This window comes from Citrobacter amalonaticus, assembly GCF_037053465.1.
GTDB lineage: Bacteria > Pseudomonadota > Gammaproteobacteria > Enterobacterales > Enterobacteriaceae > Citrobacter_A > Citrobacter_A amalonaticus_H.
The window spans coordinates 1-19,333 of sequence record NZ_JBALIF010000016.1 but is presented as its reverse complement, the minus strand read 5'-3'; the positions used below and the strand labels follow the sequence as shown (position 1 = coordinate 19,333).

The window sequence follows — 19,333 nt, the reverse complement described above, 5'->3', positions numbered from 1 at the left end:
ACCGGATACGCTTTCGTAAAGCAATAGTAAGCTGATATTCTACCACACTATGAGCAAAACACATTTAACAGAACAGAAGTTTTCCGACTTCGCCCTGCACCCAAAGGTTATAGAAGCCCTTGAAACAAAAGGCTTTCATAACTGCACGCCCATTCAGGCCCTCGCGCTGCCGCTTACGCTGGCTGGTCGCGATGTTGCAGGGCAGGCGCAAACCGGTACCGGAAAAACGATGGCGTTTCTGACGTCAACGTTTCATTACCTTCTCTCTCATCCCGCGATTGATGATCGCAAGGTGAACCAACCGCGCGCGTTAATTATGGCGCCGACGCGTGAGTTAGCCGTGCAGATCCACGCCGATGCCGAGCCGCTGGCGCAGGCGACAGGTCTCAAACTGGGCCTCGCTTACGGCGGTGACGGTTATGACAAACAGCTTAAAGTGCTGGAAAGCGGCGTCGATATTCTGATCGGCACCACGGGCCGTCTGATCGACTACGCAAAACAAAATCACATCAATCTGGGCGCGATTCAGGTTGTCGTCCTCGATGAAGCCGATCGCATGTACGATCTGGGCTTTATTAAAGATATCCGCTGGTTGTTCCGCCGCATGCCGCCGGCCACTCAGCGTCTGAACATGCTGTTCTCTGCCACCCTTTCTTACCGCGTACGTGAACTGGCGTTCGAACAAATGAACAATGCCGAGTACGTTGAAGTCGAACCGGAACAGAAAACAGGTCACCGGATTAAAGAAGAGCTCTTCTATCCTTCCAATGAAGAAAAAATGCGTTTACTGCAAACGCTGATTGAAGAAGAGTGGCCGGATCGCGCCATTATTTTCGCTAACACCAAACACCGTTGCGAAGATATCTGGGGTCACCTGGCAGCCGATGGTCATCGTGTAGGTCTGCTGACAGGCGATGTGGCACAGAAAAAACGTCTGCGTATTCTCGACGAATTTACCCGGGGCGATCTGGATATCCTGGTCGCCACCGACGTTGCCGCCCGCGGTTTACACATTCCCGCCGTGACGCACGTTTTTAACTACGATCTGCCTGATGATTGCGAAGACTACGTACACCGTATTGGTCGTACCGGGCGTGCTGGCGCGAGCGGTCACTCCATCAGCCTGGCCTGCGAAGAGTACGCGCTGAATTTACCTGCAATTGAAACCTATATTGGTCACTCTATTCCGGTGAGTAAATATAACCCGGAAGCCCTGATGACCAATCTGCCTAAGCCGTTGCGCCTGACGCGCTCGCGCCCCGGCAATGGTCCGCGCCGCGCTGGTGGCGCACCGCGTAATCGTCGTCGTTCAGGTTAAAAGAATATGCTCAGCTCCACCTCGTCGCTTTATGCAGCTATCGATCTCGGTTCCAATAGTTTTCATATGCTGGTTGTACGCGAGGTGGCAGGAAGCATCCAGACGCTTACCCGCATCAAACGCAAGGTGCGTCTGGCTGCCGGGCTGAACAGTGATAACGCTCTTTCAGCAGAGGCAATGGAGCGCGGCTGGCAGTGCCTGCGCTTGTTTGCTGAACGTTTGCAGGATATTCCCCAGGCGCAAATCCGCGTAGTTGCAACGGCAACATTACGAATTGCCGTCAATGCGGGCGAGTTTATTGCCAAAGCGCAAGAAATTCTCGGTTGCCCGGTTCAGGTCATCAGTGGTGAAGAAGAAGCGCGCCTGATTTATCAGGGCGTGGCGCACACCACCGGGGGGGCGGATCAGCGTCTGGTGGTCGACATTGGTGGTGCCAGTACCGAACTGGTGACCGGCACTGGCGCACAAACCACGTCGTTATTTAGCTTGTCGATGGGCTGTGTCACCTGGCTTGAACGCTACTTTACCGATCGGAACCTGGCGCAAGAAAATTTCGACGACGCGGAAAAAGCCGCTCGCGACGTGCTGCGCCCGGTTGCTGATGAGCTTCGCTATCATGGCTGGAAAGTCTGCGTCGGCGCTTCCGGCACGGTTCAGGCATTGCAGGAAATCATGATGGCGCAAGGGATGGATGAGCGCATCACCCTGGCGAAACTTCAGCAGCTAAAACAGCGGGCAATTCACTGTGGTCGTCTCGAAGAGCTGGAAATAGAAGGGCTGACTCTCGAACGCGCGCTGGTATTCCCAAGCGGTCTGGCCATTCTGATCGCCATTTTTACTGAACTGAATATTCAGTGCATGACCCTGGCCGGTGGCGCTCTACGCGAAGGCCTGGTCTATGGAATGCTCCACCTTTCGGTTGAGCAGGATATTCGCAGCCGAACGCTACGCAACATCCAGCGTCGGTTTATGGTGGATACCGAACAGGCAAACCGGGTCGCGAATCTTGCGGCATCTTTCCTCGATCAGGTCAAGAATGAGTGGCATCTTGAACCGCTCAGCCGTGAACTGCTGACCAGCGCGTGTCTGCTCCATGAAATTGGCCTGAACGTTGATTTCAAACAGGCTCCCCAACATGCCGCTTATCTGGTTCGCAATCTGGATTTGCCAGGCTTCACGCCGGCACAGAAAAAACTGCTCGCCACACTGTTATTAAATCAGACCAACCCGGTCGATCTCTCTTCATTACATCAGCAAAACGCCGTTCCGCCGCGTGTGGCGGAGCACCTCTGTCGTCTTCTCAGACTGGCGATTATTTTTGCCGGTCGTCGTCGTGACGATCTGTTGCCTGCGATTACACTGCAGGCAACACATGAAATTCTGACATTAACGCTGCCGCCAGACTGGCTGGAACAGCATCCGCTGGGGAAAGAGTTGATTGATCAAGAAAGCCAGTGGCAAAGCTATGTCCACTGGCCTTTAGAAGTGCGTTAATCATTCACAGCCGGATGGCGGTGTAAACGCCTTATCTGGCCTGAAACTTACGATTTTTCTCTTTTCGCCGCCATCATCGCTTTCAGATTAGCCAGATGGCTTTGTCCCTTCTGCATTCGCTCTTCGGCACTTACCACTTTGCGTTCCTGCTCCCAGATGAGATCGTCCTGCGGTAACTCCAGCAGGAAGCGACTCGGTTCCGGGCGCACCAGCTCACCGTACTGACGGCGCTCTTTACACAGCGTAAAAATTAGCTCTTTTTGCGCCCGGGTGATCCCAACGTAGGCCAGTCGACGCTCTTCATCAATATTGTCTTCATCAATGCTGCTCTGGTGCGGCAGAAACCCTTCCTCCATCCCGACCATAAACACATACGGGAATTCCAGCCCTTTTGACGCGTGCAGCGTCATCAGTTGAACCTGATCCAGCTCTTCCTCGCTCTCGCCGCGCTCCATCATATCGCGCAGCGTAAAACGGGTGACAACCTGTGTGAGCGTCATTGGCTCGTCCAGCTCGCTCCCTTCCAGCATTTCAGTCATCCAGCTAAATAACTGGTTGACGTTTTTCATGCGCATCTCAGCCGCTTTTGGGCTTGGCGATGTTTCATAAAGCCATGACTCGTAATCAATCCCGTGGATGAGATCGCGTACGGCAGCGATCGGTTCACGTTCAGCCAGCCGCTGAATTTCGCCCAGCCAGTGAGTAAAACGCGTTAGTGAATCATAACCTCGCCCGGTGAGCGTCTGACTCAGTCCCATGTCAAAACTGGCGGTGAACAGGCTTTTGTTGCGCGTCATCGCCCATTCACCGAGCTTTTGCAGCGTCGCGGGGCCGATTTCTCGTTTTGGCGTATTCACAATGCGCAGGAAAGCGCTGTCATCGTCCGGATTGGTTAATACCCGTAAATAGGCCAGTAAATCCTTAATTTCCGGGCGGGAAAAAAACGACGTGCCGCCAGAGATTTTGTAAGGAATACGGTTCTGCATCAGGAATTTTTCGAACACCCGCGACTGATGATTGCCGCGATACAGAATGGCGTAATCCTTATATTCCGTTTTATTCACGAAGTGATGAGCGATCAGCTCACCGGTTACACGCTCGGCTTCATGTTCTTCATTGTTCGCACTGAGAACTTTGAGTTCTGCGCCATAACCCAGTTCGGAAAAGAGCCGCTTTTCAAAAACGTGCGGGTTGTTGGCGATAAGGATGTTCGCGGCTTTGAGGATGCGTCCGGAGGAGCGGTAGTTTTGCTCCAGTTTGATCACCTGCAACGCCGGGAAATCCTGGCTTAACAACACCAGGTTTTGCGGTCTCGCGCCACGCCACGAGTAGATCGACTGATCATCATCACCCACGACAGTGAATCGCGCCCGGCTTCCCACCAGCAGTTTCACCAGTTCATACTGACTGGTGTTGGTATCCTGGTATTCGTCCACCAGCAGATAGCGGATTTTATTCTGCCAACGCTCGCGTACCTCTTCATTGCGTTGCAACAGCAACGTCGGCAGCAGGATCAGATCGTCGAAATCAAGGACGTTACACGCTTTCATATGTGCGTCGTACAGCCCGTAGCAGTGCGCAAAGATGCGATCACGTTCGCCTTTCGCTTCAACCGCAGCCTGTGCAGGCGTTTTCAGATCGTTTTTCCAGTTCGAGATCGTTGAGATCAGCTGTTGCAACAGGACTTTATCGTCTTCAATCAGCCCTTCCGTTAGCTCTTTTAACAATGCCACCTGATCGGTATCGTCAAACAGCGAGAAATTCGACTTCATTCCTAATGCGGCATATTCACGCTTAATCACCTCCAGCCCCAGCGTGTGGAAAGTGGAGATCATTAACCCGCGCGCTTCTTTACGCCCCAGCGTCTGCCCGACACGCTCTTTCATTTCACGCGCTGCTTTGTTGGTAAAGGTGACCGCCGCAATATGCCGCGCCTGATAACCACAGCCACGAATCAAGTGCGCGATTTTATTGGTGATAACGCGTGTCTTACCGGAACCCGCGCCTGCCAGCACCAGGCAAGGTCCGGTGACGAATTCGACAGCTTGTTGTTGTCCGGGGTTTAAACGCATAAAGATCACTCAATGAAAGTCGGGAGGGGAAATTTAGAGCATGCTAGTATAGCCAGCCTCAACCACACCACTCAAGGCACGATCATGGCAAAAACCGCAGCAGCAGTGCATATCCTTGTTAAAGAAGAGAAACTGGCACTGGAACTCCTGGAACAGATTAAAAACGGCGCCGATTTTGGCAAGCTGGCAAAGAAACACTCTATCTGCCCGTCAGGTAAAAGAGGCGGCGACCTGGGGGAATTCCGTCAGGGTCAGATGGTTCCGGCGTTCGATAAAGTGGTCTTTTCCTGTCCGGTCCTGGAACCTACCGGCCCGCTGCACACCCAGTTCGGCTACCACATCATCAAGGTGTTGTACCGCAACTAATTAAAAAGCCCGGCAGTGTTAAACCCTGCCGGGCGAATTGATATTAAAAAATCATCAGAAACGCATTGAAACCCCAAAGTTCACCGTCCAGGGAGATTCAAGGTGCTGACCTTCTGAATAACTTGCATCAGCATATATTTTGGTATTTGTTTTCAGTAATGCATTGACACCAAACATGTAGATACCTCGCGCTCCACTCATGTCATTGGTAAAAGGATCATCATTTACATTGACCTCATTATCATCAATAAACTCTTGAGCGATCGCAGCCCTGGCAAAAGGCTCAATATCCACCGCGCTTAATGCGAACGAATGCCCAACCCTGACACCCGCTTCACCCACGACAGAACGTTGCGACCCGAGACGCGCATCCATCTCATTGGATAATCGGTAGTTATTCGCATTGGTGGTAAATCCCGTTACAGCAAGGTAGGGAGCCAGATAAGTATCAGCAAAATAGAAATATTTCCCGCCTTCAATATTCGCGCCAATTCCGGAAGTTGAATAATGGCCATTGGCTGCCATGCCGCTTGTCATCCGCGCATCCACATCATTACTGAAGCGATTGGCCTTCAGCACCCCCTCCAGATACTCCCCCGAATGATGCAAATAACGGGCATAGACGCCGAGTGAGTACGAATCAACACCACCTTCACCCTGACGGTCAAAATCCACTTTTGAGTGGCTGTAAGAGAAAAAACCGCCCTGTATCGCTTTACCATTACCAGTATCAACACTGTTATCAACGCCGATCGTGACGCCATTCAGAGACATTTCATAACCCGCCCCCGCAGAATTGCCAACGCGACTATCGGAGGAGGAGTAATAACCCCATATCTGATGATCCAGCGAAACATCTTGCGTCTGCGCCAGATGCTCACGCACGGCGGCCAACTCCGTTTGAAAAATAAGCGGGTCAACCGTGCCCATTGAGAGTACTGCCGCCGTGCTCGGTGTTATCACCGGTTTTGGCGTCGGTGAGGGGTCCGGCGGCATCGGCGGTATAGGCGGCGTCGGGTTTGGTGGAGTGGGTTCCGGCGGCGTTGGCGGCGTTGGCGGCGTCGGATCTGGGGGCGTTGGATTGATTTCCGGCGTTAATAACCATCCACCAGAACCATTTGCGACAAGCTGATACTCGTATGTCCCCACATCCACAACACCGCCTTTGTTTGCCAAACTGAAATTTGCATTACCCCCGCCGGTTTGGATTATCTGCAAATCAGACATTGAGCCTGGATTTGCGCCACTATCGGAAACATAGACATTAAAATTACCGTTTGCCTCTCCCGTCACGCTCAGGAAATCGGACTGGCCGCCCGCCAGATTGGTATTCATGTAAAACAATCCGGAGCCACTAAGCGAAGTCAGTGTCAATCTCGAAAACGATTGAGCAGAAGAAGGCGTATAAATAATTGCTCCGCCATTCATATTCATGGCAGTAAATTGATAATTATTGATAGCGGAGGGTATTCTTTTTAAGAATAGCATGCCTGATGTTTGTACATTGGCATTTTTAGTATTGGCATCGCTACTCACGACTACCGCACCACTGTTATTAATACTAAGCGTTCCTTTCAAGATAAGGGGGGATTGTATCGTTGAGGAATACTTTGTGGCATATTGCCCTACAAACATATTACCACTCACGCTGGTATCTTCGACAACGCCCCCCTCCAGGCTTGCCGAACCGCCCGAATTTACGACCAGACCTTTTGAATAGGCGATATCATGATCATATCCGTCAGGATAACCAGCAAAATAGAATGCGCCGTCGTTTATAACCGTTCCCGTATCAATACCGCCAATGTTATAAAGATGACCACTGTCAACAATAGTATTTTTTGCAATTCCTGTCGCTAAAAATAAATTTCCGCCGGAAATGACGGCATTGTTAATGTTAGCTGGAAAATTTCCATAACTGGTATGTATAACAGAGACGGTCCCTTTTATCTTCCAGTTGTTCGCGTCCGCGTCTCTGCCCAGAAATGCAAGACCGCCTTGCTCAACGAGGGCATTATTTGAGAACCCCCTTTCGAGCTCCGTATTGGCGAGCTGAAGATTCCCACTCAGACCCGGAGCCGGATAGTATTGAAGGTTAACATAAACGCCACCTGACTTTATTATCGTCCTTTCATCCAAAGAGTGTTTATTCTGCATGACGCCATAAACAACGGAATTATTTGCTACGCCAGCTAACGTTACCAACAGCATGGGCTGAGAGTAATAGTTTTCTTTGGTGGTCGGGGAATCGGCTAGCACCTGCGTGTTATTCACTACACCATATGTAGCACTAAATACGATACTATTTTTCCCATGAATAACTGTACTGTTTGCTACGCCACTCTGGGTGACTTCAACAATACCATTATCAAGCACCATGGTATTATTAGCTGTGCCACCCGCGTAAATATTCTGCAGGCCGCCATTGATGACTGTGGAATGATTCGTTACGCCACCATCACTCACAGCCTGCCAACCATTTTCAATAATACGGGTATTATTCGCCGTCCCATAAACCTTTTGTGTGCGTGAATAAACCGGGTCACCAACTACTTCATTATTCACAGTTTGACCAGGTTTAACCACGAAGGTAGAAGCCAGTGAATGCGGAACAATCCATGACCAACATGAAAAGTGAAGGACTACAGCTATTCTGCAAGCGTTCATGGTTTCTATCCGACTAAAACGATGAATCGAAGTATAGCCTGCGTTTCGCTTCCCAATGTCATAAGAAGGAGGTGCTAACATACAGTGATATATACAGAGAAATACAGGCAAATCCGTAAAAAAACCGCGCAGGCTGAGCATGCGCGGTTAGGAGATGAGATAAAGGGTACAGGCACCGACGCCTGTATCTTATCTGAGGAAATTAACCCGCAACTGCGATACGCTTCATATCCGTCATATAACCACGCAGTTTTTTACCCACTTGCTCAATCGCATGGCTGCGAATGGCTTCGTTCACATCACGCAACTGAGCATTGTCGACGGCACCTTCCGCAATCGCCTGACCGAGATCGCCGGTCTGCAGGGTCGTCATGAACTCTTTCAGCAGCGGTACACAAGCGTAAGAGAACAGATAGTTACCGTATTCGGCGGTATCTGAAATCACTACGTTCATTTCATACAGACGCTTACGGGCGATGGTGTTGGCAATCAGCGGCAGCTCATGCAGCGATTCATAGTAAGCAGATTCTTCGATGATGCCGGAATCCACCATGGTTTCGAACGCCAGCTCAACACCGGCTTTCACCATTGCGATCATCAGTACGCCCTTATCGAAGTACTCTTGCTCACCGATTTTGCCGTCAAACTGCGGGGCGGTTTCGAACGCGGTTTTACCGGTCTCTTCACGCCAGGTCAGCAGTTTTTTATCGTCGTTAGCCCAGTCCGCCATCATTCCGGAAGAGAATTCCCCGGAGATGATGTCGTCCATGTGTTTCTGGAACAGCGGCGCCATAATCTCTTTCAGTTGTTCGGACAGTGCATACGCACGCAGTTTCGCCGGGTTGGACAAACGATCCATCATCAGCGTAATACCGCCCTGTTTCAGGGCTTCGGTGATGGTTTCCCAGCCGAACTGAATCAGTTTTTCCGCGTATGCCGGGTCGGTCCCTTCTTCCACCAGCTTGTCGAAGCACAGCAGAGAACCGGCCTGCAACATGCCGCACAGAATGGTCTGTTCACCCATCAGATCTGATTTCACTTCCGCAACGAATGAAGACTCCAGTACCCCCGCACGGTGACCACCGGTCGCCGCGGCCCAGGCCTTCGCAATCGCCATACCTTCACCTTTCGGATCGTTTTCCGGGTGAACGGCAATCAGCGTCGGAACACCAAAACCACGCTTGTATTCTTCACGAACTTCTGTACCCGGGCACTTCGGCGCTACCATCACCACGGTAATGTCTTTACGGATCTGCTCGCCCACTTCAACGATGTTGAAGCCGTGGGAGTAGCCCAGCGCCGCACCGTCTTTCATCAGCGGCTGCACGGAACGCACTACATCGGAGTGCTGTTTGTCCGGCGTCAGGTTAACCACCAGATCCGCCTGCGGGATCAGCTCTTCGTAAGTTCCGACTTTGAAGCCGTTTTCGGTCGCTTTACGCCAGGACGCGCGCTTCTCGGCAATCGCTTCTTTACGCAGCGCATAAGAAATATCCAAACCGGAATCACGCATGTTCAGGCCCTGGTTCAGACCCTGCGCGCCACAGCCGACGATGACCACTTTTTTACCCTGAAGGTAGCTCGCGCCGTCGGCGAATTCGTCGCGGCCCATAAAGCGACATTTACCCAGCTGAGCCAACTGCTGGCGCAGATTCAGTGTGTTGAAGTAGTTAGCCATGGTGATTCCTCGTGATGTTATGTTGTCGTGCTTATTATTCGGTTCGCGTATGCGAGAATGAACCCACTATATGACAGGAAATTTATTGCGGAAATTGATATATTCACAACGTCATGTTGCAATATCTGCAATGTAAAAAGAGGGGTGCGGAAACCGTGGATTTACGTGATTTGAAATTATTCCTGCATCTGGCGGAAAGCCGTCATTTTGGCCGCAGTGCGCGAGCCATGCACGTCAGTCCCTCTACGCTTTCACGGCAAATCCAGCGCCTCGAAGAGGATCTCGGGCAGGCGTTGTTTGTACGTGATAATCGTACGGTCACACTCACCGAAGCGGGAGAAGAGTTGCGGACATTTGCCCAGCAAACGCTGTTGCAGTACCAGCAACTGCGCCACACTCTCGATCAGCAAGGTCCGTCACTCTCCGGAGAACTGCATATCTTCTGCTCCGTCACAGCGGCTTACAGCCATCTGCCGCCCATCCTCGACAGATTTCGTGCCGGACACCCTTCGGTAGAAATCAAACTCACCACCGGTGATGCTGCCGATGCCATGGAAAAAGTCGTCACTGGCGAAGCCGATCTGGCAATTGCCGGAAAGCCAGAAACGTTGCCAGCCGCAGTCGCGTTTTCGATGCTGGAAAATCTGGCTGTGGTATTAATCGCCCCGGCGCTTCCCTGCCCGGTACGAAATCAGGTTTCTGTCGATAAACCCGACTGGTCAACGGTGCCCTTTATCATGGCCGATCAGGGGCCGGTGCGTCGGCGCATTGAACTGTGGTTTCGTCGCCACAAAATCAGTAATCCGCAGATTTACGCCACCGTCGGCGGTCATGAAGCGATGGTATCCATGGTGGCGCTCGGTTGTGGTGTCGCATTACTGCCTGAAGTGGTGCTGGAAAACAGCCCTGAACCGGTACGCAACCGCGTAATGATTCTGGATCGCAGCGATGAGAAAACCCCGTTTGAACTTGGCGTTTGCGCACAAAAAAAGCGGCTACACGAGCCGCTTATTGATGCATTCTGGAAGATTTTGCCCAACCATTAATCCATTGCCGGATGGCGGCGTAAACGCCTTATCCGGCCTACACGACACGTTAATCCATTGCCGGATGGCGGCGTAAACGCCTTATCCGGCCTACATGTAATATCGTAGGCCTGATAAGCGTAGCGCCATCAGGCATTACCCCGCATTATCCCGCAAGAAAAAACCTGAACGCCGGGTTGTTGGTCTCATCGTGACATTCATAGCCCAGCTCCTGCAGTCTCGATTCGAAATCCGGCTCGTGATCGCCCAGTTCGAACGCCGCCAGCACGCGGCCATAGTCGGTGCCGTGGCTGCGGTAATGGAACAGAGAGATATTCCAGTGGGTTCCCAGGGTGTGCAAAAACTTGAGCAGCGCGCCCGGTGATTCCGGGAACTCGAAGCTAAACAGCCGCTCCTGTAGCGGTTTCGACGGACGCCCACCAACCATATAGCGCACATGCAGCTTCGCCATTTCATCGTCAGAGAGATCGACCACGCTATAGCCACCGTCGCGAAGCAGATTCAGGATTTCGATACGTTCTTCCATACCGCGACTCAGCCGGACGCCGACAAAAATGCAGGCGTCTTTATCGTCGGCAAAGCGGTAATTAAACTCAGTGACCGAGCGACCGCCCAGCAACTGGCAAAACTTCAGGAAGCTCCCCTTTTCTTCCGGAATGATCACCGCCAGCAGCGCTTCACGCTGTTCGCCCAGCTCACACCGCTCGGAAACGTAGCGCAGGCCATGGAAATTGACGTTCGCGCCGGAAAGAATATGCGCCAGACGTTCACCGCGGATGTTGTGCTGGGCGACATATTTTTTCATTCCCGCCAACGCCAGCGCGCCGGAAGGCTCCGCCACTGCGCGCACATCTTCGAACAAATCTTTCATCGCCGCGCATATCGCATCGCTATCCACGGTGATGATGTCGTCGAGATATTCCTGGCACAGCCGGAAGGTTTCATCGCCAATGCGCTTCACCGCCACACCTTCCGCAAACAAACCGACGCGCGGAAGATCGACCGGATGGCCCGCTTCCAGTGCCGCCTTCAGGCAGGCGGAATCTTCCGCTTCTACGGCGATCACCTTGATTTGCGGCATCAGTTGTTTGATCAGTACCGCGACACCCGCCGCCAGACCGCCGCCGCCAACCGGTACAAATACGCGATCAAGGTGTGCGTCCTGCTGGAGTAACTCCAGCGCCAGCGTCCCCTGACCCGCAATCACCATCGGATGATCAAACGGCGGAACCCAGGTAAACCCTTGCTGCTGCGAAAGCTCAATGGCTTTGGCTTTCGCTTCATCAAAGTTTGCACCGTGCAACAGAACTTCCCCGCCGAAGCCGCGAACGGCATCGACTTTGATATCTGCCGTCGCAACAGGCATCACGATCAGCGCCTTTACACCCAGACGAGCGGAGGAAAACGCCACGCCCTGAGCGTGGTTGCCCGCAGACGCGGTGATCACCCCGTGGGCTTTTTGCTCCTCGGTCAGCCCTGCCATCATCGCGTAAGCACCGCGAAGCTTGAAACTGTGAACCGGCTGTCGGTCTTCGCGCTTCACGAGAATAACGTTATCAAGGCGCGACGAGAGCTTTTCCATTACTTGCAGCGGTGTCACCTGCGCTGCTTCATACACCGGCGCACGGAGTACCGCACGCAGATACTCCGCCCCTTCCGGGGCGGCAGAAAGAGGTTGCGATTCGGCCATTATCAACCTCCCAGCTTCGATTTATCGCGTACCGCGCCTTTATCTGCGCTGGTCGCCAGGCTCGCATAGGCGCGCAGGGCAAACGAAACCTGACGTTGACGATCTTTTGGCGTCCAGGCTTTATCGCCGCGCGCTTCCTGTGCTTCACGACGCGCGGCAATTTCCGCATCGCTCAGTTGCAACTGAATGCCACGATTCGGAATATCAATAGCTATCATGTCACCATCTTCAATGATCGCGATATTGCCGCCGCTGGCCGCTTCCGGTGATACATGTCCAATGGAAAGACCTGAAGTACCGCCAGAGAAACGTCCATCCGTGATCAACGCGCAGGCTTTGCCAAGTCCCATGGATTTCAGGAAAGTGGTCGGATAGAGCATTTCCTGCATCCCCGGCCCACCTTTTGGCCCTTCGTAGCGAATCACCACCACATCGCCTGCCACCACTTTACCGCCGAGAATGGCGTCAACGGCCTCATCCTGGCTTTCATACACTTTGGCCGGGCCGGTGAATTTAAGGATGCTGTCATCCACACCGGCTGTTTTTACAATACAACCGTTTTCCGCGAAGTTACCGTAAAGCACCGCCAGGCCACCGTCTTTACTGTAAGCATGTTCCAGTGAACGGATGCAGCCTTCAGCGCGATCGTCATCCAGTGAATCCCAGCGACAATCCTGCGAGAACGCCTCGGTCGTACGGATACCAGCTGGCCCTGCGCGGAACATCTGTTTTACAGCATCATCCTGGGTAACGGTGATGTCGTACTGCTCAAGCGTTTGCGGCAGCGTCAGCCCCAGCACGTTTTTCACGTCCCGGTTTAACAGTCCCGCGCGATCCAGTTCGCCCAGAATTCCCAGTACGCCGCCCGCCCGGTGTACGTCTTCCATGTGGTACTTCTGCGTACTTGGCGCTACTTTGCACAGTTGCGGCACTTTGCGGGACAGCTTGTCGATATCGCTCATGGTGAAGTCGATTTCCGCTTCCTGCGCCGCCGCCAGCAGATGCAGTACGGTGTTGGTGGACCCGCCCATGGCGATATCCAGGGTCATGGCGTTTTCAAATGCGGCTTTACTGGCGATGCTGCGCGGCAGCGCGGAGGCGTCATTCTGTTCGTAGTAACGCTTAGTCAGTTCGACAATGCGCTTCCCGGCATTGAGGAACAACTGTTTACGATCGGCGTGGGTCGCCAGCAGAGAACCATTACCCGGTTGCGACAACCCCAGCGCTTCGGTCAGACAGTTCATTGAGTTCGCGGTAAACATCCCGGAACATGACCCACAGGTTGGGCAGGCGGAACGTTCAACCTGACTGCTCTGCTCGTCAGAGACTTTCGGGTCCGCGCCCTGAATCATTGCATCAACCAGATCCAGCTTGATGATTTTGTCAGAAAGCTTGGTTTTCCCGGCTTCCATTGGTCCGCCAGAAACGAAAATGACCGGAATATTCAGGCGCAGGGAAGCCATCAGCATCCCTGGGGTGATTTTGTCGCAGTTGGAGATACAGACCATCGCGTCGGCGCAATGGGCATTAACCATGTACTCAACGGAGTCAGCGATCAGCTCGCGCGATGGCAGTGAATAGAGCATGCCCCCGTGCCCCATAGCGATACCATCATCCACCGCAATGGTGTTGAACTCTTTAGCCACGCCGCCGGAGGCTTCGATCTGCTCAGCAACCAGCTTACCGAGATCGCGCAGGTGGACGTGCCCCGGCACAAACTGGGTGAACGAGTTAACAACGGCAATGATCGGTTTGCCAAAATCAGCATCGGTCATTCCGGTTGCGCGCCACAGCGCGCGGGCTCCTGCCATATTACGGCCATGAGTGGTGGTGGCGGAACGGTACTTAGGCATGCGTTATTTACTCCCGTCTGACTATTTAGCGGGACGGTGCGTGCCGTCCCAAATTTATGCTTAGTGATTAACCTGATCCAACCAGCCCCATTTATCTTCAGTCTCTCCCGTGAACAGACCGAAGAAGGCTTTCTGGATGCGTTTGGTGAGCGGACCACAGCGGCCTTCGCCGACCTGGATGCCGTCAACGCTACGTACCGGAGTGATTTCCGCCGCTGTACCGGACATAAACACTTCGTCCGCCAGATACAGAGATTCGCGGGACAGCACCTGTTCACGCACTTCAATACCCAGATCTTTCGCCAGTTTAATGATCGCATCACGGGTGATCCCCGGCAGGGCGGAAGAGGTAAAGGGCGGAGTAAACAGCACGCCATCCTTCACTTCGAACAGGTTCTCACCCGCGCCTTCGGAGATATAACCATTCACATCAAGCGCAATCCCTTCCTGATAGCCATGACGACGTGCTTCACTGCCAACCAACAGTGAGGAAAGGTAGTTACCGCCCGCTTTGGCGGCTGTCGGGATGGTATTAGGCGCGGCGCGATTCCAGGAAGAGACCATTGCATCAATCCCCTGCTCCAGCGCTTCCGCACCCAGATATGCCCCCCATGGGAATGCGGCAATGATGACATCGGTGGTGTATCCCGGAGGCGGGTTGACCCCCATACCGACATCGCCAACAAACACCAGCGGACGAATGTAGGCGCTGGTCAGATTATTTTTACGGATCACTTCACGGCAGGCTTCCATCAGTTCATCCACGCTCTGGGAGACCGGGAAACGATAAATTTTGGCTGAGTCATGCAGGCGCTGCATATGTTCACGATGACGGAACACCACCGGCCCTTTGTGCGAATCATAGCAACGGATGCCTTCAAAGACAGACGTACCGTAATGCAGCGCGTGGGACATCACGTGGACTTTTGCGTCTTCCCAACGAACCATCTCGCCATTGAACCAAATGTAATCAGCTTTTTTTGTCGTCATTTTTTATTCCTGTCGCGCTTAAGCGCGGATTTGTTGTGATGTGGTTGTGCTCTGGCAGATGGCGACATGTGCCACATCGACCAGTTTACTTAACTGACTAAACAGTAAGTCGACCGACCGCGGACTGGCAACGGTCAATTCGATATTTATATTCTGTGCATCGCTGGCGGCTTCCATGTTCATGGCGCACACCTGAAAACCGCGATGGCGGACCACGCGTAAAACACGCTCCAGTGTTTCCGGGTTAAAACGAGCTTCTACGGCGACCTGATGTTGCATCATGATAATTTCTCCAGCATTTCAGAGTTGCTGGCGCCAGGCGGCACCAGAGGCCAGACATTCTCAAGTTCATCGATTGAGACATGAAGCAGGTATGGCCCATCACTGTTCAGCATGGTGTCGAGTGCTGCTTCAACCTGGTCTTTACGGGTGATGTGTTGGCCAGGAATGCCGAAGGCGCTGGCTAACATGAGGAAATCGGGATTATCGGTAAGAGTGGTTTCGCTATATCGTTCCTGAAAAAACAGTTGCTGCCATTGCCGAACCATTCCTAAGCGTTGGTTATCCAGTAAAACGATCTTCAGCGGTAACTTTTTGCGTTTCACGGTGCCCAGCTCTTGAACATTCATCATGAAGGAGCCGTCACCGGAGATACAGATAACCGTATCATTCGGTCGCGCAACCTGCGCGCCAACGGCAGCCGGTAAACCAAAACCCATCGTGCCTAACCCGCTGGATGTGATGAAATTCTCCGGACGGCTATAGGTCATATGCTGTGCAGACCACATCTGGTGCTGGCCCACATCCGTCGTAACGACACAGTCGACTGGTTTACATTCTGACAATTGTTTCAGCAGCAGCGGCGCATAGATGGACTCGCCAGGATGATCGTAGCGCCAGGTATGTTCAGCACGCAGTTCAGCATTACGCTGTCGCCATTCATCGATCTCGATCGCTTGCTGCAACGCTGGCAACAATGCGTTCAGATCGCCCTGCAACGCCACATGCGCCTGACGCAGCTTGTTCAGCTCGGCCGGATCGATATCCATGTGGATTACGCTGGCATGCGGCGCAAACGTGTTCAGTTTGCCCGTCACCCGGTCATCAAAACGTGCGCCTACCGCAATCAGTAAATCGCACTCCTGTACCGCGAAGTTCGCCGCTTTGGTGCCATGCATACCCAGCATTCCCAGATAATACGGATAATCGGCTTCGACCGCGCCCAGACCTTTCAGTGTGCAGGTCACCGGCATTTGCGTTACTGCGATAAACTCACGCAGCGTCGGAACTGCCTGCGCCATACCGACGCCTCCGCCAACGTACAGCATTGGCTTGTGCGCCTGGGACAGCATTTTTCGCGCCAGCTCAACGTCAGCATGGGGGAAGGCGGGAGTATTTTCGACAGTAGTGAAATACGGTTCCAGTGTTCCACTGGCTAACTGAATATCTTTCGGGATATCAACCAGAACAGGTCCTGGTCGACCGGAGTTTGCTACCTCGAACGCCTCAGCCATGATGCGTGGCAGTTCTTCCAGAGACTGCACCAGGAAACTGTGCTTGGTACAGGCCAGCGACAATCCTAATACATCCACTTCCTGAAACGCGTCGGTGCCGATGAAAGGTGCAGCAACCTGACCGGTGATCGCCACAACAGGAACAGAATCTAACAGTGCATCGGCAAGTCCGGTGATCAGGTTGGTTGCTCCCGGACCTGACGTGGCGATACAGACACCGGTTTTGCCGGTAGCGCGCGCATAACCGATGGCCGCCATTGCCGCGCCCTGTTCATGCCGGCACAGAAGGTGTTCCACACCACCGTCGTACAACGCATCGTATACCGGCATAATTGCGCCGCCGGGATAGCCGAAAACCGTCTCGACACCCTGCGCACGCAACGCATGTACCACCCACTGTGCTCCATTCATAGTGACTTCCCCGCCGTCAATCTGGAGAAGCAGTATTTTATGCTGTTATTCATATTCCACTCCTCTGTTGTGTTTTTTAAGGTCAAAAAAAACCCCCGGACCTTTCGGTGCGGGGGTCTTAGTTCGTTAAGGCTTTATTTTTAAGCCTTTCCTCGTCCAAGTGCAGCCCCGCACGGTGGGATAATAATCACCACCACGCTAATCACGACCAGGCTAATCACTCGTAGAAGGGCTGTCATTTTTGTCTGTTCTTGCATCTTGTTCGAAGGAATGCTTAAAGAGTTATCATAAATTTCTCCAATAGCACAAGATTTTTTTATTCTCATTTTTCTGATTCAGTTTACGGTTTAACGAAAAATGGTTGTTTTTTATAGGGAAAAAAAATATTGAGAAAATTTCACTTTCGGGGTCGCAATAATTGCCTTTTTAGTCAAAGTGACAGGTTAAAAAAACGAATGCGAGTCGCCTTCAGTGAAACTGAAAAATCAATGAAATTGCATTAAAAAATGCCGAATGCGCATCGAATAAGAACCAATTGACTGAATCCTGAAATACTCAACTTCGACATAATGGTGACATCTGGAGGAGTTATGTCACTGTCTATTGTCCATACGCGAGCGGCGCTGGGTGTTAACGCGCCGGCAATTACCATCGAAGTCCATATCAGCAACGGTCTGCCTGGTTTAACGCTGGTGGGATTACCGGAAACCACTGTCAAAGAGGCGCGCGACCGGGTACGTAGCGCAATCATTAATAGCGGATATGAATTCCCCGCGAAGAAAATCACTATCAATCTGGCACCTGCCGATCTTCCCAAAGAAGGGGGAAGGTATGATCTACCTATTGCTGTCGCGCTTCTGGTGGCCTCTGAACAGCTTACAACCCATAAGCTCGAGCAATATGAGTTGGTAGGTGAATTAGCGCTTACAGGTGCGTTACGTGGCGTCCCTGGCGCGATATCCAGCGCAACGGAAGCAATCGGAGCAGGAAGAGGCATTATTGTTTCATATGAGAATGAGGACGAGGTTGGACTGATTGATAGCGAAGATTGCCTGATTGCAGACCATCTGCAGGCCGTCTGTGCATTTCTGGAAGGAAAGCAAAACCTTAACCGTCCGACAACCCGTAATGTTTTACCCCATACCCCCTCTGACGATCTCAGCGATATCATTGGCCAGGAACAAGGGAAACGCGGCGTTGAAATTACCGCAGCAGGCGGGCATAACCTACTGTTGATTGGCCCTCCTGGTACGGGAAAAACGATGCTCGCCAGTCGTCTTAATGGGCTGTTACCGCCGCTGAGTAATGAAGAAGCCCTGGAGAGTGCGGCAATTCTCAGTCTGGTCAACTCAACCAACGTGCAAAAACAGTGGAAACAACGGCCTTTTCGTTCGCCGCATCATAGTGCCTCTCTGACAGCGATGGTTGGAGGCGGTTCGATCCCTGCACCTGGGGAAATTTCATTAGCCCACAATGGCATCTTATTTCTTGATGAACTGCCTGAGTTTGAGCGGCGTACCCTGGATGCTTTACGCGAACCCATCGAATCTGGCCAGATTCATCTTTCACGTACGCGAGCGAAAATTACCTACCCCGCGCGCTTTCAGTTAGTTGCGGCGATGAACCCCAGTCCAACCGGGCACTATCAGGGCAGCCATAATCGATGTACGCCTGAGCAGACATTACGGTATCTCAGCAAACTTTCCGGACCTTTTTTGGACCGTTTTGATCTTTCACTTGAGATACCTCTTCCGCCAAAAGGGATGCTCAGTCAAACAGCGATAAAAGGCGAAAGCAGTAGTACGGTTAAACAGCGAGTGATTGCCGCACAAACACGGCAGTATCAGCGGCAAGGCAAGCTAAACGCGCTTTTGCAGAACAAGGAAATCCGTGAATATTGCCCGTTGGCACATGAGGATTCTCAGTGGCTTGAGGAGACGCTCATCCACCTGGGTTTGTCTATTCGGGCATGGCAACGATTAGTGAAAGTATCAAGGACAATTGCCGATCTGGAGCAAGCTGAACACATAACACGACGACATTTACAGGAAGCGGTCTGTTACCGGGCTATCGACCGTCTGCTCGCACACCTGCAGAAACAACTGACGTAAAAAACCACCTGCATAGCAGGTGGCTTTGACACAGCCCCCTAAAAGGGGGCTTAAACACTACCCTTCCAGTCCCAGCTGTATTTGTCTTTCTTCTTCCTCTTTGGCTACCTTGTCCTGGTACCG

The 19,333-nt window shown here is 52.5% G+C and carries 14 protein-coding genes; 5 read left to right on the top strand and 9 right to left on the bottom strand.

Annotated features, from left to right (window positions below):
* Positions 1-49: 49 nt before the first annotated feature.
* The gene (rhlB, locus tag WB371_RS19940; protein WP_336221785.1) at positions 50-1,318 is read left to right on the top strand and encodes an ATP-dependent RNA helicase RhlB; all 1,269 of its coding nucleotides are present in this window, start codon (positions 50-52) and stop codon (positions 1,316-1,318) included.
* A gap of 6 nt (positions 1,319-1,324) precedes the next feature.
* Entirely contained in the window at positions 1,325-2,812 is a 1,488-nt protein-coding gene (gppA, locus tag WB371_RS19935; protein WP_336221784.1) for a guanosine-5'-triphosphate,3'-diphosphate diphosphatase, read from the top strand.
* Between the two features lie 47 nt (positions 2,813-2,859).
* On the opposite strand, the gene rep is transcribed toward gppA, so the two are convergent.
* Positions 2,860-4,884, bottom strand: coding sequence for a DNA helicase Rep (gene rep / locus WB371_RS19930; protein WP_336221783.1), 2,025 nt, complete (start codon positions 4,882-4,884; stop codon positions 2,860-2,862).
* An 84-nt stretch (positions 4,885-4,968) separates the two neighbouring features.
* Between rep and ppiC the strand changes: the two genes are divergently transcribed.
* On the top strand, positions 4,969-5,250 hold the full coding sequence (ppiC, locus tag WB371_RS19925; protein WP_336221782.1) for a peptidylprolyl isomerase PpiC: 282 nt from the start codon (positions 4,969-4,971) through the stop codon (positions 5,248-5,250).
* A 54-nt stretch (positions 5,251-5,304) separates the two neighbouring features.
* On the opposite strand, the gene WB371_RS19920 is transcribed toward ppiC, so the two are convergent.
* Both WB371_RS19920 and ilvC read right to left on the bottom strand, forming a co-directional pair.
* Positions 5,305-7,815, bottom strand: coding sequence for an autotransporter outer membrane beta-barrel domain-containing protein (locus WB371_RS19920; RefSeq protein ID WP_336221781.1), 2,511 nt, complete (start codon positions 7,813-7,815; stop codon positions 5,305-5,307).
* A 304-nt stretch (positions 7,816-8,119) separates the two neighbouring features.
* Positions 8,120-9,595: a ketol-acid reductoisomerase gene (gene ilvC / locus WB371_RS19915; RefSeq protein WP_336221780.1), complete on the bottom strand. Its 1,476-nt coding sequence runs from the start codon at positions 9,593-9,595 to the stop codon at positions 8,120-8,122.
* Positions 9,596-9,750: 155 nt separating this feature from the next.
* Here ilvC and ilvY point away from each other — a divergent pair, with 155 nt between their 5' ends.
* Positions 9,751-10,641 carry an HTH-type transcriptional activator IlvY gene (gene ilvY, locus WB371_RS19910; protein ID WP_336221779.1) on the top strand — a complete coding sequence of 297 codons (891 nt, stop codon included), beginning with the start codon at positions 9,751-9,753 and terminating at the stop codon, positions 10,639-10,641.
* A 145-nt stretch (positions 10,642-10,786) separates the two neighbouring features.
* On the opposite strand, the gene ilvA is transcribed toward ilvY, so the two are convergent.
* The 6 genes from ilvA to ilvL form a co-directional block, all read right to left on the bottom strand.
* The gene (gene ilvA / locus WB371_RS19905; RefSeq protein WP_336221777.1) at positions 10,787-12,331 is read right to left on the bottom strand and encodes a threonine ammonia-lyase, biosynthetic; all 1,545 of its coding nucleotides are present in this window, start codon (positions 12,329-12,331) and stop codon (positions 10,787-10,789) included.
* Between the two features lie 2 nt (positions 12,332-12,333).
* Positions 12,334-14,184: a dihydroxy-acid dehydratase gene (ilvD, locus tag WB371_RS19900; protein ID WP_336221776.1), complete on the bottom strand. Its 1,851-nt coding sequence runs from the start codon at positions 14,182-14,184 to the stop codon at positions 12,334-12,336.
* Positions 14,185-14,244: 60 nt separating this feature from the next.
* Positions 14,245-15,174, bottom strand: coding sequence for a branched-chain-amino-acid transaminase (gene ilvE / locus WB371_RS19895; protein ID WP_336221775.1), 930 nt, complete (start codon positions 15,172-15,174; stop codon positions 14,245-14,247).
* An 18-nt stretch (positions 15,175-15,192) separates the two neighbouring features.
* The gene (ilvM, locus tag WB371_RS19890) at positions 15,193-15,456 is read right to left on the bottom strand and encodes an acetolactate synthase 2 small subunit (protein ID WP_181509874.1); all 264 of its coding nucleotides are present in this window, start codon (positions 15,454-15,456) and stop codon (positions 15,193-15,195) included.
* Complete coding sequence (ilvG, locus tag WB371_RS19885; RefSeq protein ID WP_336221774.1) at positions 15,453-17,099, bottom strand: acetolactate synthase 2 catalytic subunit; 1,647 nt, start codon at positions 17,097-17,099, stop codon at positions 15,453-15,455. The genes ilvM and ilvG overlap by 4 nt, the downstream gene beginning before the upstream one ends.
* A 140-nt stretch (positions 17,100-17,239) precedes the next feature.
* A complete protein-coding gene (gene ilvL / locus WB371_RS19880; protein WP_001311244.1) occupies positions 17,240-17,338 on the bottom strand; it encodes an ilv operon leader peptide in 99 nt (32 codons plus the stop codon).
* A 351-nt stretch (positions 17,339-17,689) separates the two neighbouring features.
* On the opposite strand from ilvL, the gene WB371_RS19875 reads away from it, so the two are divergent.
* Positions 17,690-19,210: a YifB family Mg chelatase-like AAA ATPase gene (locus tag WB371_RS19875; protein ID WP_336221772.1), complete on the top strand. Its 1,521-nt coding sequence runs from the start codon at positions 17,690-17,692 to the stop codon at positions 19,208-19,210.
* Positions 19,211-19,333: the final 123 nt, after the last annotated feature.

Excerpts from the sequence above, each read along its gene's own strand:
- rhlB (WP_336221785.1), top strand. The coding sequence starts at position 50 with ATGAGCAAAACACATTTAACAGAACAGAAGTTTTCCGACTTCGCCCTG.
- gppA (WP_336221784.1), top strand. The coding sequence starts at position 1,325 with ATGCTCAGCTCCACCTCGTCGCTTTATGCAGCTATCGATCTCGGTTCC.
- rep (WP_336221783.1), bottom strand. The coding sequence starts at position 4,884 with ATGCGTTTAAACCCCGGACAACAACAAGCTGTCGAATTCGTCACCGGA.
- ppiC (WP_336221782.1), top strand. The coding sequence starts at position 4,969 with ATGGCAAAAACCGCAGCAGCAGTGCATATCCTTGTTAAAGAAGAGAAA.
- ilvC (WP_336221780.1), bottom strand. The coding sequence starts at position 9,595 with ATGGCTAACTACTTCAACACACTGAATCTGCGCCAGCAGTTGGCTCAG.
- ilvA (WP_336221777.1), bottom strand. The coding sequence starts at position 12,331 with ATGGCCGAATCGCAACCTCTTTCTGCCGCCCCGGAAGGGGCGGAGTAT.
- ilvD (WP_336221776.1), bottom strand. The coding sequence starts at position 14,184 with ATGCCTAAGTACCGTTCCGCCACCACCACTCATGGCCGTAATATGGCA.
- ilvE (WP_336221775.1), bottom strand. The coding sequence starts at position 15,174 with ATGACGACAAAAAAAGCTGATTACATTTGGTTCAATGGCGAGATGGTT.
- ilvM (WP_181509874.1), bottom strand. The coding sequence starts at position 15,456 with ATGATGCAACATCAGGTCGCCGTAGAAGCTCGTTTTAACCCGGAAACA.
- ilvG (WP_336221774.1), bottom strand. The coding sequence starts at position 17,099 with ATGAATGGAGCACAGTGGGTGGTACATGCGTTGCGTGCGCAGGGTGTC.
- ilvL (WP_001311244.1), bottom strand. The coding sequence starts at position 17,338 with ATGACAGCCCTTCTACGAGTGATTAGCCTGGTCGTGATTAGCGTGGTG.
- WB371_RS19875 (WP_336221772.1), top strand. The coding sequence starts at position 17,690 with ATGTCACTGTCTATTGTCCATACGCGAGCGGCGCTGGGTGTTAACGCG.